Annotated in this window: 15 protein-coding genes and 3 tRNA genes; 9 read left to right on the top strand and 9 right to left on the bottom strand. The window is 36.8% G+C overall.

Annotated features, from left to right (window positions below):
- Positions 1-161: 161 nt before the first annotated feature.
- The 3 genes from EDD71_RS14420 to EDD71_RS14410 all read left to right on the top strand — a co-directional run bounded on the left by EDD71_RS14420 (position 162) and on the right by EDD71_RS14410 (position 545).
- Positions 162-237, top strand: a tRNA-Trp gene (locus EDD71_RS14420).
- A gap of 124 nt (positions 238-361) precedes the next feature.
- A tRNA-Ser gene (locus EDD71_RS14415) sits at positions 362-452 on the top strand.
- A 4-nt stretch (positions 453-456) separates the two neighbouring features.
- A tRNA-Leu gene (locus tag EDD71_RS14410) sits at positions 457-545 on the top strand.
- A gap of 85 nt (positions 546-630) precedes the next feature.
- On the opposite strand, the gene EDD71_RS15975 is transcribed toward EDD71_RS14410, so the two are convergent.
- On the bottom strand, positions 631-1,620 hold the full coding sequence (locus tag EDD71_RS15975) for an N-acetylmuramoyl-L-alanine amidase (protein ID WP_133629433.1): 990 nt from the start codon (positions 1,618-1,620) through the stop codon (positions 631-633).
- Positions 1,621-1,764: 144 nt separating this feature from the next.
- Complete coding sequence (locus tag EDD71_RS14400; protein ID WP_166636503.1) at positions 1,765-2,580, bottom strand: phosphatase PAP2 family protein; 816 nt, start codon at positions 2,578-2,580, stop codon at positions 1,765-1,767.
- Positions 2,581-2,903: 323 nt separating this feature from the next.
- Here EDD71_RS14400 and EDD71_RS14395 point away from each other — a divergent pair, with 323 nt between their 5' ends.
- A complete protein-coding gene (locus tag EDD71_RS14395; protein WP_133629431.1) occupies positions 2,904-3,671 on the top strand; it encodes a DUF1189 domain-containing protein in 768 nt (255 codons plus the stop codon).
- Between the two features lies 1 nt (position 3,672).
- Here the strand turns inward: EDD71_RS14395 and EDD71_RS14390 are convergent, their stop codons facing one another.
- From EDD71_RS14390 to EDD71_RS14375, 4 genes are all read right to left on the bottom strand, one after another.
- The gene (locus EDD71_RS14390) at positions 3,673-4,569 is read right to left on the bottom strand and encodes a transposase (protein ID WP_133629430.1); all 897 of its coding nucleotides are present in this window, start codon (positions 4,567-4,569) and stop codon (positions 3,673-3,675) included.
- A 45-nt stretch (positions 4,570-4,614) separates the two neighbouring features.
- Positions 4,615-5,019, bottom strand: coding sequence for an EamA family transporter (locus EDD71_RS14385; protein WP_133629429.1), 405 nt, complete (start codon positions 5,017-5,019; stop codon positions 4,615-4,617).
- A gap of 303 nt (positions 5,020-5,322) precedes the next feature.
- Positions 5,323-5,670: an undecaprenyl-diphosphate phosphatase gene (locus EDD71_RS14380; protein WP_341472348.1), complete on the bottom strand. Its 348-nt coding sequence runs from the start codon at positions 5,668-5,670 to the stop codon at positions 5,323-5,325.
- A complete protein-coding gene (locus tag EDD71_RS14375; protein ID WP_133629428.1) occupies positions 5,661-5,900 on the bottom strand; it encodes a hypothetical protein in 240 nt (79 codons plus the stop codon). Before EDD71_RS14375 ends, EDD71_RS14380 begins: the two co-directional genes overlap by 10 nt.
- A 530-nt stretch (positions 5,901-6,430) precedes the next feature.
- Here EDD71_RS14375 and EDD71_RS14365 point away from each other — a divergent pair.
- Positions 6,431-6,637: a rhodanese-like domain-containing protein gene (locus EDD71_RS14365; RefSeq protein WP_133629426.1), complete on the top strand. Its 207-nt coding sequence runs from the start codon at positions 6,431-6,433 to the stop codon at positions 6,635-6,637.
- A gap of 111 nt (positions 6,638-6,748) precedes the next feature.
- On the opposite strand, the gene EDD71_RS14360 is transcribed toward EDD71_RS14365, so the two are convergent.
- Positions 6,749-7,957, bottom strand: a complete 1,209-nt coding sequence (locus EDD71_RS14360) for a thermonuclease family protein (protein ID WP_243116482.1) — start codon at positions 7,955-7,957, stop codon at positions 6,749-6,751.
- A 285-nt stretch (positions 7,958-8,242) separates the two neighbouring features.
- Between EDD71_RS14360 and EDD71_RS14355 the strand changes: the two genes are divergently transcribed.
- From EDD71_RS14355 to EDD71_RS14345, 3 genes are all read left to right on the top strand, one after another.
- The gene (locus EDD71_RS14355) at positions 8,243-8,470 is read left to right on the top strand and encodes a hypothetical protein (RefSeq protein WP_133629425.1); all 228 of its coding nucleotides are present in this window, start codon (positions 8,243-8,245) and stop codon (positions 8,468-8,470) included.
- 272 nt (positions 8,471-8,742) lie between these two features.
- A complete protein-coding gene (locus EDD71_RS14350; RefSeq protein WP_133629424.1) occupies positions 8,743-9,261 on the top strand; it encodes a hypothetical protein in 519 nt (172 codons plus the stop codon).
- Between the two features lie 78 nt (positions 9,262-9,339).
- Entirely contained in the window at positions 9,340-9,747 is a 408-nt protein-coding gene (locus EDD71_RS14345; RefSeq protein WP_133629423.1) for an exodeoxyribonuclease VII large subunit, read from the top strand.
- A 110-nt stretch (positions 9,748-9,857) separates the two neighbouring features.
- Here the strand turns inward: EDD71_RS14345 and EDD71_RS14340 are convergent, their stop codons facing one another.
- Positions 9,858-11,588, bottom strand: coding sequence for a flavocytochrome c (locus tag EDD71_RS14340; protein WP_133629422.1), 1,731 nt, complete (start codon positions 11,586-11,588; stop codon positions 9,858-9,860).
- A gap of 533 nt (positions 11,589-12,121) precedes the next feature.
- On the opposite strand from EDD71_RS14340, the gene EDD71_RS14335 reads away from it, so the two are divergent.
- Positions 12,122-12,442: a putative heavy metal-binding protein gene (locus tag EDD71_RS14335; protein ID WP_133629421.1), complete on the top strand. Its 321-nt coding sequence runs from the start codon at positions 12,122-12,124 to the stop codon at positions 12,440-12,442.
- Positions 12,443-12,492: 50 nt separating this feature from the next.
- Here the strand turns inward: EDD71_RS14335 and htpG are convergent, their stop codons facing one another.
- Entirely contained in the window at positions 12,493-14,373 is a 1,881-nt protein-coding gene (htpG, locus tag EDD71_RS14330) for a molecular chaperone HtpG (protein ID WP_133629420.1), read from the bottom strand.
- Positions 14,374-14,632 lie beyond the last annotated feature (259 nt).

The following is a 14,632-nucleotide window of genomic DNA, read 5'->3' as shown; positions in this document are numbered from 1 at the left end:
TGTATGTTTGGATTAGACACCTATATCATACATGATTTTCACTATGGTTGTTATTTTTTTATTCTATCTGTTGCATTTAATTTTACAATGAACCTTGATAAATTTCCTTATAATGGGGTATTGCATTTTCATAATGAATATTATATAATTATTTTTGTCGCAGGGGTATAGCTCAATTGGTAGAGTAGCGGTCTCCAAAACCGTTGGTTGTGGGTTCGAGTCCTACTGCCCCTGCCAGTTACATATAAATATAACTCCACAGGGCTTTAGCTTTGTGGAGTTTTTGTTTCAATATACAATTTTTATGCTTATATGACATTGACATCTTAAATTTCCCCTGATATAATGTAATTCCAAATGTGGAGAGGTACTCAAGAGGCCGAAGAGGACGGTTTGCTAAACCGTTAGCAGGGGTAACCCTGGCATGGGTTCGAATCCCATCCTCTCCGCCATTGTGCAAGTGTGGTGAAATAGGCAGACACACAGGACTTAAAATCCTGCGGGCGTTAAAACCCATGCCGGTTCGAGTCCGTCCACTTGCACCAATACATAAGGATATATATTAAAGAATAAGGCAGCAATCCGAAGAGCCCTTTGTCATGGCTTCACGTATCGGACTGCTTTTAATTTTTATTGCTCTAAAAATTTCATCCACGTTTTTGGGCCAACTATACCATCTGCCACGAGTCCATTGGCACTCTGAAACTTCTTTACCGCCTGTTCTGTTTTTGGCCCAAATACGCCGTCAACCACTAAAGCTCTTCCTGCATTATCCTTAAATCCAAGCTGATTCAACCTGTTTTGTATATATAAGGTTGTTTGCCTGTTTCTGCTATTTATGCTGGTAACGGGTAAGCGCTGCACTGCATACCTTGTTCTGGGCCCTATCATTCCATCCACGATCAGTTTTCTTCCGTCCATGTCCCTTATACCAAGGCTATTTACAAGCAGTTGCAGAACCATAACGTTGCTTTTTCCTGGAGCTTTTACAGGCCGTGGTTCTTCTTTCTTTTTAGAGTCTTCTCCTGAACCCCTCCTATTATAATCAACTCCGAAAAATCCTGAAATAACCTTTGCCTGTGCCTGTGCTATCTTCCTCAAGTTTTCATCCTTCATAAGGAGCCTTTCCTCATCAGGGTTTGAATGGAATGCAGATTCTATCAAAAGCACATGGGGAACTCCACCATCCTGCGCCGCATCTATTACCGTGTAATAATCCTCTCCCCTTGTTATTGTGGATTCTCTGGTTTTTATACCCCTGTCTTTTATACCAAGAACAGATGCAACCTCTGCAGAAAGCTTTGCAGCAAGCTCCCTGTCCCCAGGAATATCAACGGAGTAGTAAACCTCTGTTCCTCCAGCTCCCTTCGGACCGGCATTGGTATGCTGGGATATGAAAAGATCCACTTTGTTTCTGGCTGCTATCCTTCCTCTTTCAGTGAGTGTGAGTGTCTTGTCCCTGTCCCTCGTCAGAATCACCTGAAACTTCCCTGTAGACTCAAGTTCCTCTTTTAGATATTTGCTTATGGCCAAAACGCCATCTGCTTCAACATAACCATTAGATCCCCTGTTTGCCCTGTCACTTCCGCCATGCCCAGGGTCTATACATACTTTAATCATAGGATCACCTCCTGATACATATTATTCCTATAAGGCACTTTGGTTTCTTATAATCTGCATCCTTGCCTGATGCACAAAAAATAAAAGCTCTCATCTATATAGATAGAGCCTTTAACTACATTTTTCTATATTAAGCTTCTCAATTTAGTCTTTTTTATCTTCTTCCTCAAGCTTTAATAAAGCACTCCTTATGCTATACCTTCCATCTGATAAAATGATGAAAAACTGAAACACCCTGTACGCTGCGATAACTGTCAAAACCCACAGAACCGCTGCAATCCAGCCGGCAATTACATCGCTCATATAATGAACTCCAAGATAAACGCGGCTTAAACCTACAATAACTGCATAAACGAAGATAATCAAAGATGCGGCACATGCAAGCTTTCTATTTTTAATATATCTCAATGAAAAATAAATCATCATAAGGGAAAGCCCCATAAAAATCATCGCGTGGCCGCTTGGAAAGCTGTACCCTGAAGCCTCCACAATCCTCATTTCTGAAGGCCTCGTTCTCCTGAAAATGGACTTTAATATCTCATTGAATATCCATACCCCAAGGACGTTTCCTCCAAAGAACATACCTTCCACCATCATTCTTTTATAAATAGAAATAGACATTAAGGCCAATGTTATGAAGAGAACTGAGAAAAAGTTTCCTGTGGAGGTTATAAATTTAAGTATGGAGTTTAAGCTTGTACTTCGTATACTATTTGCAAAGTTCCATGCTGACCTGTCTATTCCCCAGTTTCCACTTTCAAAATATCCCTCAGCGATATTATAAAATATCAAAAAGGATATGAGGGAAATAAAAATACCTGCAAATAAATACCCTGCCGCTCTATCATACTGACTGTACCTTAAAACAAAATCACAGGTCCTTTTGAAAAAATTTTTGTAGTGAGCTTTTCTACGCGTGTTTTTAGCTGCTCTCTTCCCTCTCCATATGAAATAAATCATAATAATCCCAAACCCTATCAATCCGAATTTCTGCAGAAATTCATTTATATTGTTTAAAAGGTTCATCTTTAGAATCACTCCATAATTTTTATATATTTAACAAAATAGTATCAGAATGCATTAATTATATTCAAGCTTAAATTTACGTGTTGTTATGGCTTTGGCTTTAAAAGATGCTTCGATAAAAAGTGTAATCCATTTATTTGTTCACTTGCGCAAGGGAGTTCTAGCAATCAGGCTATACTCAGATAAATTATCCGTAATATAATTGCATATTATTGCCAATTTAATTATAATTTAATTAATAGAGGGGAGATGTTAGAGTGATTTACGAAAAGGTTGGTTTTTTCACTCAAATGATAAAAAGCATGACGGACATTAAATTCTATAAATACTTCCACAAACAAAAAATCGAAAAGGGATTTAAGTATCTTCTCCTATTAACCCTGCTGCTTGGAAGCATATCCTTGATAAGGCCTCTTTATGACTACAACACCGAGGTCATAAAAATAATAAATTCATACAAAAAATCCGTTCCTGAATTTGAGCTTAAAAATGGTGAGCTTAACGTAGAGAGCCCTAATCCCATAATTATTAACGATGATGGCAGCCCACTTATAATCGACACTTCAGGACAAATCGATGAAAAAGAACTGGATAAGTATGACAGCGGCATTTTCATATCAAGATATAAAATGGTTCAAAAACAAATGGGAAATTATAATACAATCGACTTCAAGGATATCAGGGGATTTACACTTTCAAAGGCCAGCGTTGAAAAATGGCTTCCTTTCTTAAAGTGGATTAATCTTTTCATAGTAGTTTTAGGTTTTTTATGGTTTTATGTATCCAAGCTTTTCAGCACTCTGGTGCTCAGCACTGCAGCGCTGATAATATGCGGAATCTCAAGATTAGACATAAAATACAGCAGCCTGTTTAAAATGAGCTTTTATGCACTTACCCTTCCGTCTGTAATAAAGGTTATAGTCAAGCTCTCCGGGCTTTATATACCTTTCTTTACTTTAATTTATTATGGGATTGGCGTATCTTATCTCTGGATGGCAGCAAGAGCCCAGGTGACAGGCTCATGAGTTATGAGTTATTTCTCTTTGTTCTATCAGCTAATAATTTTGTTACTGCTGTTTGAGAAATGTTAATAAACTCCCCTATCTCTTTATGGGTATATTTATATTTTAGTGCCTCTTTTATGAACAGTACTTTCATATCAGTGATGTGGCGTTTTCTTGAACCTGATTTTATCAGGTTATATTTTTCTTCATCCAAGTTTAAATTGTTAAGTATTTCTTTAAGCGTTGGTCTTTTAGATACGCCATTTTTTGCATATTCTGCCATATCACCCTTTAAAGAGTCTTGGGGAAATCTTAATTTTAAGCTTTGATAATCACAAGCCTGACTATCTTCTGGACTTTCCATAAGTTCAAAATATATTTTCATTGCTTTAAACCTGTTTCGAGAAAAAATATTAAGAATAAAGTCTATGTTTACAAAAACATTTATACCCTTTCTGTAAAAAAAATCGCTGCTCCATTTATATTTACTTACATTTTCACATATGTGTGCTCGAACTGGATTTCTGTGTATATATCTAAGGAGCCATATTAAATATGCATCATCTTCAACTAATTTACTGCTATATCTTTCTTCAAAAACATGTCCTGTTCTTTCATGTCTATGATTATAAAACTTACTGTATACGTTATTGATACCATGCATTATTTTATTTAGAGCTACTTCTTTTGTTCGCAATATTAAATGGTAATGATTATCCATTATTACGTATGCTAATAGCTCAAATTCATACGCATCCATGTATTCTATTATTTGTTTTATAAAATAACCTTTTTCTATTGGGTCATTAAATATGTTTTCCCTGTTGTTGCCCCTCTGGAATACATGATATATTGCTCCATTAAACTCTATCCTTGGTTTTCTTGACAATAACATCACCTCATCGATGATTATTGCCATATATACTTAATTTATTCAATAACTCATAACTCATGAGCCTGTCACCTATTCAAATGTACCTGCGGTTATTAGCGCACCAGCAATTAAAGTTTTTACAGTTAACTGCTCACCTAAAATAAAAAAGGATAAAATTAACGTTAATACAATGCTAGATTTATCAATAAGTGCAACCTTTGATACTTGACCAGTAGATATTGCTTTATAATAAAATATCCATGATAAACCAGTCGCCAATCCAGATAAAATTAAAAATATCCAATTCTGTTTAGTTAAATCTTTTATTCCATGCTGTCCACCAGTCATGAAGACAATACCCCATGACAAAAATATTATAATAACTGTGCGAATAGCTGTAGCAAGATTGGAGTCTACTCCCTTTATACCTATTTTAGCAAGAATGGATGTCAAAGCAGCAAACAAAGCTGATAGTATTGCAAATAACTTCCACATATTTTTAATACCCCCTATACTATAATTTTTAATTTCATACTATTGTTTAAAAATGTATAAATGATATGAGGAAAAATCTTTACTTAATATTTGCCTTTGCATATTTGATAATTCCCACACCATACATTATAACACCATTAAACCTTCAGTTCCTCTAATGGTAGTTGCCCCTGCAAGTCTATATTATTTTATCTTCTTTATAATCATTTTATAAAATATACTGCTATAACTACAGCCCCTAATATAAATCCATAAATGGCAAATATGCCAAAGCCTTTATTTTTTAAATAATCCAATAGGAATTTAATGCTTAAGGCTCCAGCTATAGCTGCAGTTAATACTGCTACAATAAAATTTGTCCAACAGAAGGCCGGCAATTCCTCCTGGAATAGTTGCAAGTACAAGCAGCCAAAACAGCTTACCATCTTTAGATTTAGGTTTTGCTGCAATAATTAACGTAGCCCAATCTTTCCAGAAGAATAAAATTACTGCTACCGACGTATCAAAATGCAGTGCGACATCAAAAACAACTCCTGGGTCATTCCACTCAAATAACCATGGGATTAATGTTAAGTGTGCAGTACCTGATACTGGAAGAAACTCTGTTATTCCCTGTACAATTCCATAAATAATTGCTTGAATTATAGACATTTTAAAAAATTGTCATTTACTTTAAAAACTATGTTATTGTTCTTATCCACTACAATTATATTATTTATATCCTTTGAATCAGATGCTAACTTATTTAACTGAGCCTTCACCTTATCATTAAAGCCTTCTCTGAGGAATTTATACAAATTAGGGTGGTATTTACTTATTAGCTCATTGAAAGCTTCCCTATCCCCCATCTGACATTTCTTGATAAGTTTAATATCTTCCATAGGTCACCACCTTCAGCAAGGGTAAGCATCAATATTTGCATAAACCATGATTAATATTTTCCATCCATTACACGTAAGAAAATGAAAAAGGTTGCAAGCATAAAATATTTTTCCCCACACTACTCTATTAAATAGTCATGTTTTTTTGCAACTATACCTTCTTTTTTCGTGTATTTATATAGATAAGTTTTCTATTTGGCCCCCTAAAGTTTTTGTACAGTGTGTCTTAATATGATAAGATATTATTGTCTAGGGGGAATGCATTATGTCAATAACAAGAAAGAAATATACACCTGAATTTAAAGAGTCAATAGTTAAAGCAGCAGTAGAAACAGGTAATGCATCTCTGTTGCAAGGCAACATGGATTAGCCAGAGAATTAGTTTATAGATGGATAATACAAAGCAAAGAAGCAGGACTGTAACAGCATCAAACCAATTGTGGGAGACAGATATAAAGTATGGTTATATAGAAGATGAGGACAGGTTTTACTATAACCCATGAGCCTGTCACCTATAGAGGAGGTGTTTTATGAAAAACCTTGTAAATGCAAACTGGCTTAACGAAAGGCTTGATAAGGAGAACATGGTTATAATAGACTGCAGATTTGAGCTTGGTGACCCTGAATATGGGCGACGCGTCTATGAAAAATCCCATATTAAGAACGCTGTTTTTGTTGATCTTGAAAAGGATTTAACAGGTGAGGATAACGAGGTTGTGGCAGCGAATCCATCTTAAGGTTGAGCTTCGGTTTGATATGGCACGAGGTCTTACTGCTTGAAACAAATGGGTTGGTGTGAGGGAATATAAAATAAAGAGCCTAAGTTCCTATTGCTTAGGCTCTTTGAATTATCGTTTTGATCTTCGGTAACCTGCTGCCTGTGCTTCCGCTTCAGTCTTGAACCATTCCCCTGCAACTGTCCTATTATAGTAAGCTCCGCCAGGCATATGATATATTTTTTCTCCTGAAGAACTTATATTGCCTTTTATTAGTCCTCTTCCATTGGCATCAACATAAACCTTTCCGCTGTCTGATGTACTGCTTAAACCCGATGATTTACCCGTGCCGGAACTATTTGTCGAGCTTGAGCTGCCTGCAACCCCCGATGAACCAGAACCGCTACTTATTGCCCAAAGCCCTATATTTTTCTCTCTAGCTTCTGCGGTGTATTTTCTAAAATAATCAGCGTATTTCACATCCGGCGGATATGTAGCTGCCTGAGCTTGTCCATCCAAAACAAGTATAGCGTTGAACATCTTGCTGCGAATTTCCTTATCATTAATTTGTGTAGGAGGTTGAAGCCAGATGTATCTTAGGAGCCTTCCGTACCTGTCCGTTTCGCTCACATCTTTTTCCAGATATACAGTTTTACCTGTGAGTTTGCTTTTTGTGTAGTTGCTTGCTTCCTTTCCGTAAGGTTCTACCCGTGTAGTCGATTCAGGAGTATTAACCCCTATAAACCTTACCTTATATGTCTTGCCATTTATATTTATTTCAGCTGTATCTCCATCAACAACCCTTGTTACTGTACCTTTCGTAAGCAAAATGGGACTTTGAATTTCAGCGGGCTGTGAGGCATTACTTTGTTGGTCTGAAATAGTAACCCCTGCGGCAGCTGTGTTATTGATAGAATCACTACTATTATAAGTACCGTCGTTATTAGCTGCAGTGTTATCTTTATTGGTATTTATAGAAGTTTGGTTAGCAACTTCCTGAGAAACCTGCTCTTTGTTTTCCACCTTCACTTCCTGCTTTTCAGACTTATGATCTATTACCTCTGCACTAGGCATATTATTTCCGACAACTAAAAGTATTAATAACGCTAGTGCAAACTTAGCAGCCGATTTTCTTTTAAGAGCTCTATCACTCTTATTTTTTGTTGCCTTTATTAAATCCACAAGGCCAAATATAAAAAATGGTAAGATGAAAACCGATAGAAAGGTCCATACACTGTCAAATATAGCAGTCAGACCGATTAGATAATAAATGGAAGCAATTATCATTTTCCATTTCTTGCCACTCCGAAATCCCGGAATGAACTTTAGTAGATCCTTCATAGTACATCCCCCCATTTTAGCCTTCTTTTAATAGTATAATATTTACACTTAAATTATTTCAACTGGTAAAAAAGTAACTCCCAGGCTCCTGTTTCACTGTCGGAAGTAAATTTTAATTACATTTTTTAAATAAAAAGTTAAGTTTTTCATGTATAAAATGAAATAAAGCAGCGATAAGATTAAGCAGCTTGATGAATTATGCACTTATCAGAATTTAATAAATGTATAATTTTATCCCTTTGGATTGAAATTATAGTATAAATAAGCTTTACAGGAGGTGCTTGCATGACTTACACCGAGTCTAACAAAAGCTTTGTTAAAAGCATTTTACAGCCATACTTCAGGGAGGCTGGTATAAAGGTTGAAGAGGACACCCTTGACAGGATAGTTGATGAAATAATCAAGAATGATAATTTAAGTGATTTCAGGGCCTCAAATGGACATGATATGATTTTACAAAGTGGTCTGAATCTCTTAAAACAAATGGCTAGGAAAAGCAAATATAAATCCTAGGGTCTGATTATTCACATTATTTTTTCTTTATTAAGTCACATTACATGAAGGTGCTGTAAATAAGGTTAAGAAATTACTCACAAATCCTTAGTCTGAACAGACTTTCCAATGAGGATTCTGAAATCACGTCACAAATAACCGCCGGTGGGAATGAATTGGAGCCTGTCACCTATATTTTTCATAAACTTCAATTATTAAGCATGCTTAAATTAAAGCATAATCGTAAAAAATAAATCTGTGCCTAAATAATAAATTAAAGTGGAGGGTTAAAAATGACAGATAAAAGCAAGGAAACATTGGAACAATTAAACAAAAATAAAACAGAGGCTGAAATTGCAGACGAGCTTGGGGATCTTAGAACTCAACTAAACACTATGCAGAACACATTAAATCAGCTTAATTCAAACCAGGCAGCTTCTTTCCAGAATATCCAAAGTCAGGGCATGCAGACTCAACAGGGGCAGCAAACCTCAAATCAACTTCTACAGCAAATGAGTAAAATTAGAAATCAGGCACAACAACAGCAGCAGCAAACTCAACAGCAATTGCAGCAATCCATCCAGCAGGCAATGAATGCACTAAATCAGGTCGGTCAGCAGGTTCAAACCAGCCAGGTTCTTGCACAAATGAACCAATTTATAGATCAGGCTCAACAACAACTAAACCAGATGGGACAGCAAGGAATGCAGGCCCAGGCAGGTCAACAAGGAATGCATAATCAGCAGAACCAGGGCGGGCAGCAGGAGACGCAAGCCCAGAGACAGCAAAAACAGCAGGGAATGCATGGATAATAAAACTGTATAAATGCAGTCCAGAATGAACACTATAAGCTTGTATCCTGCAAGATTATTCTAGAGGGGGAAGCTTCTTTGGATGAGAAAAATAAGGAAATCTTGAAACGCATAAAAATGAATTTGGAAGTAGGGGAAGAGCTTGCAGAGTTTAAACATCAGCTAAACTCCATGCAAAACACATTAAATCAGCTAAAGTCAGCATCTCCAAATAAACAACCAGAGCAGAACCTGGAAGAACAGACGCATTGGATACAAACTTCAGATACACTTTTACAAGAAATACAGAACTTTAAAAACCAGGCACAAATGCAGCTGCAGCAGACGGAACAGAAGCTGCAGCAATCTATCCAGCAGGCAATGAATGTATTGAATCAGGCGAGTCAGCAACTTCAGGCTGACCAGGTGTTTACGCAAATGAATCAAATGATGAATCAGGCACAAAATCAATTAAATCAAGTAATGCAGCAAAATCAACAATCCTAGTGAGGTGACAAGGGGCCATTCCCTTGTCACCTATAAAAAAAGTACCCACCTGAACATTTGTTCAAGTGGGTACTTTTTTGGGGTCTCTATGATAATTAGATACTTGCTAATTATTTAACATATTTTGCTGCATTTTGACCAGCTATTCTTCCGAATACGGTTATATCCGCTACTGCGTTTCCACCGATTCTATTTCCTCCGTGTACTCCTCCGGTAACTTCTCCAGCAGCGTAAAGCCCTTCTATTACCCTTCCTGAGTTGTTAAGAACCTGTGCATTTGTATTTATTTTAATTCCACCCATTGTGTGATGTATTGCCGGCCCTACTTCTACTGCATAGAATGGTGCCTTAGTTAATTCCTCTGCTAAAACCCTTCTTCCAAATTCCTTATCCTTCTTGGCCTCGAAGTATTCATTATATGTATTTATTGTCTTTTCAAGCTCATCAGCATTAACGCCGATTTTACCTGCCAGTTCCTTTATTGTTGATGCTTCCTTTAAAAGTCCTGCATCCTTGTACTTCTTAATTGATGCCATGCGATCTACTATGCCTTGGTCAAACACAAGAAATGCTGTTTTACCTTCCTGCTTTAATATTGCCTGTGATACAACATCACGAGTCTCAAGTTCATTTATAAATCTCTTACCGGCTCTGTTAACGAGAATTGCACCTTCTCCTCTAACTCCCTCTGTAATCAGTTCATTCTTTACAGGTACAACAGTTGGATGAGTTTGTATTTCCTTCATATCAACCAATGCTACGTCCAACTTTTCCACCATTGCAAATGCATCACCAGTTGCTCCCGGCTGATTGGTTGTTCCAAAGCCCTTTAAGTCCGGTCTGTATTTAGTAACCATTTCCTGGTTTGCTCCAAAGCCACCGCTTGCTATGATTACTGCTTTAGCATTTATAGTGTATACTTGTCCCTTCGATGTTTGTACCTTTATACCGGTTACCCTGTTACCTTCAGAAAGTATTTCTATTGCCTTTGTATTTAGACGTACATCTATTCCTAATTCCTTAATCTTCTTTTCAAACACTCCCATTAAGTGGCCTCCTACAGGAACTCCGCCTGGTGCTGTATGCAATCTATCGGCACTTTGTCCACCTGATCTGCTTATGGTTGAAAGATTTGCTCCAAGGCTTTCAAGCCAGTAAAGAGTTTCCGCTGACTTTTCTGTTAATACCTTTAAAAGCTCTGGATTGTTTTTGTTATGTCCACCTGCCATAGTATCCTTGTAGAAAAGCTCTGGACTGTCCTTAATTCCTTTTGCTTCCTGATACTTGGTACCTGCTGCGTTCATTCCGCCCGTTGCGAAGTTTGTGTTTCCTCCCATGAAGGAGTTCTTTTCAACTACTATTACCTTAGCTCCATTGTTTGTAGCTTCAATTGCAGCGGATAATCCTGCTCCACCTGCACCTATTATAACTATGTCAGTGGATGTATCCTCAGCCTTGGCTTCAGTTGTTGAAGCCTTCTTTGCTGCTAAAGTTATTCCTGATTTTTTAACAGCATCCTTAACAGCCTCTATTATAGCGTTGCTCGTAAGAGTTGCACCTGCTATAACATCAATATCAGTTGAGTTTGCAGCTATAATGTTTTTAGGGATTTGTTCGAATACATTCTTGGTGAAATCAGATTCATGATTTTCCACAACTTTGATATCCTTGATTTCAGCGTTTTCAATTTTTACTTCCACCTTGATTTTGCCGTTTTTTCCCTTTGATTCTCCTATGAATGTTCCGCTGCTTCCATTTGCTGGTTTTGCTCCACATGCAGCCATGAGCATAACCACAAACACAGTTAAGCAAAGGGCTAATGTCTTTTTAAACTTTTTCATCAGTAGTCCCCCAATACTTGTTTGATATTTAACTAACATAACTATTTTAACATATTATTCATATGTTTGCCAATTAGTTTACAATTTTGTTACATTATCAACACATTTTACACATATTTTAGGGATATTATATTTATTTTAAGTGTTTTAGTTTAATTTAACCTCAACACCCTATGGTATTGATTATGAAAATAATTTTTTCATAGACATACTTTACCAAATTTCTCCTTTAATTATTGTCATTAAATTGGAATGGTATTTGTTGTACTTAACCGTCCCCTTTTTATTTGTAAAAATCATAAATTGGATACAATAATCAATGAAAATATATTATACGAGGTGATATGAGTGGCAATACAATCGGTAGAGCTTATCAATGATTATGAAATAGGAAATTTCATTTCATTTAGGTATGCTATAAGAAATTCCATTCACTCCATTTTTATTATAAAGTCAAGATTTTATAAATAGGCTGGAATAAAGCATCTGTATTTATGATATAATATCAATAATTAAAATACGGAGGTTTTATTATGATTGTAACAACTACAAATAACATTGAAGGTAAAAGGATCGTTGAATACAAGGGAATTGTCTGCGGAGAGGTTATCTCTGGAGTTAATTTCGTTAAAGATTTTGCCGCAGGTCTTTCCAACTTCTTTGGCGGCAGGTCCAAGTCTTACGAAAGCGAATTAATTCAGGCAAGGGAAGAAGCTTTGGAAGAACTAAAACAAAGAGCCTCAAGGCTTGGCGCAAATGCAGTTATTGGAGTAGATATTGATTATGAGGTGTTGGGTCAAGGTGGAAATATGCTTATGGTAACTGCTTCCGGAACTGCAGTTGTGGTGGAATAGAAAACGTACAGATTTTGAATCTGTACGTTTTCACCTTCAAACCATACTAACTATCTCATCAACTTGCATATATTATTTGTAAACTCAACGGGATCTTCAACGGGCAATCCTTCAATGAGGAGTGCCTGGTTGTATAGAAGATCTGTATAGAGCTTTAACTTTTCCCTGTCATTTTCATAGGCATCCTTAAGGGCCTTAAATACATCATGGTTTATGTTGATTTCCAATACCTTATCGGCCTTAATATCATAATTATTGGGCATTGACTTTAGGACTTTTTCCATCTCTATTGAAATCTCTCCCTCGCTTGAAAAACATACGGGATGATGCTTTAATCTCTTTGATGCCCTAACGTCCTTTACCTTGCCTGCGAGCAGATTTTTCATGTGGTTAAAGAGCTCCTTGCTTACATCATCGTCGCCATTCCCATTGTTTTTATCCTCCTGTGTTTCAATACCAAGGTCCCCACTTGAAACTGACTTAAATTCCTTGTCCTTGTAGGACATCAGCATCTTAATTGCAAATTCGTCTATGTCCTCGGTGAAGTAAAGTATCTCGTAGCCCTTTTCCGCAACCAACTCTGTCTGTGGAAGCTTCTCAATTCTTTCAATTGATTCACCCGTTGCATAGTAGATATATTTCTGCTCTTCAGGCATTCTTGAAACGTATTCATTAAGGGTTACAAGCTTCTTCTCCTTTGAGGAGTAGAACATTAAAAGATCCTGAAGCACGTCCTTATTGCTTCCAAAGTCGCTGTAAACCCCATATTTTAATTGTCTTCCAAAGGATTTATAGAACTTTTCATACTTCTCCCTGTCATCCTTTAAAAGGGCTTCCAGCTCACTCTTTATTTTATTCTTGATGTTCTTTGCAATCAGCTTAAGCTGCCTGTCGTGTTGGAGCATTTCCCTTGAGATGTTTAGGGACAGGTCCTCTGAATCCACCATACCCTTAACAAAGCTGAAGTAATCCGGAAGAAGGTCCGGGCACTTGTTCATTATAAGTACGCCGTTAGAGTATAGCTCAAGGCCCTTTTCGTACTCCCTCGTGTAATAGTCAAAGGGAATGCTCTCGGGAATAAACAATATTGCCCTGTAGCTTACAGTACCCTCGGCATTTATATGAATATATTTAACGGGTTTATCAAAGCCATAGTGCTTTTCAGAATAGAAATTCTCATAGTCCTCAGCGGTGAGTTCATTTTTATTCTTCTTCCATATTGGAACCATGCTGTTTATGATCTGCTCTTCAACGTAATCCTCGTACTCGTTTTCGCTGCCTTCCTTTAGTCTTCTTCTGGTAATATCCATCTTTATAGGATATCTTATAAAATCGGAATATTTCTTTATAATGCTTTTTAATCTATACTCCTCCAAATACTCATCGTATTTTTCATCTTCCGTATTCTCCTTTATTTTTAATATGATATCAGTACCAACCGTATCCTTTTCACAGGGCTCTATGGTATATCCATCGGCACCCTGGGATTCCCATTTATAGGCCTCATTGCTTCCAAGGGCCCTGCTTATAACGGTAACGGTATCGGCTACCATGAAGGCTGAATAAAAACCAACTCCAAACTGTCCAATGATTTCATAGCTATCCTTAATTTCGTTTTCTTTTTTAAAGGCAAGGGAACCGCTCTTTGCAATAACCCCGAGGTTTTCCTCAAGTTCCTCCTTAGTCATTCCTATCCCTGTGTCCGAAATTCTTAAGGTTCTGTTTTTCTTATCCGGAACTATCTTTATATAATAGCTGTCCTTATCGAAGCGAAGGCTATCGTCTGTCAATGCTTTATAGTAGATTTTATCAATTGCGTCGCTGGCATTTGAAATTAGCTCCCTTAAAAATATCTCTCTGTGTGTGTAGATTGAGTTGATCATCAGATCCAGCAGCCTTTTGGATTCTGCCCTGAATTCCTTTTTCTCCAAGCGTATCTCTCCCTTCATGAAAAACTACACATACAAAGTATAAACGTGGTTATTAACATTTGATTACTTCAATATTAGCACTCACATATAGCGAGTGCTAATTCCAATTTTTATATATCACTTTTAGTTTGGGATGTCAATATATCTTGCAATTTTTCTACCAGTTGTTCATTGTAAAATTAAATGCAACAGATAGAATAAAAAAATAGCAACCATAGTGAAAATCATGTATGATATAGGTGTCTAATCCAAACATACA

The sequence above is a fragment of the Fonticella tunisiensis genome (genome assembly GCF_004364155.1).
GTDB lineage: Bacteria > Bacillota > Clostridia > Clostridiales > Caloramatoraceae > Fonticella > Fonticella tunisiensis.
This window is presented reverse-complemented; position numbering and strand designations above follow the sequence as displayed.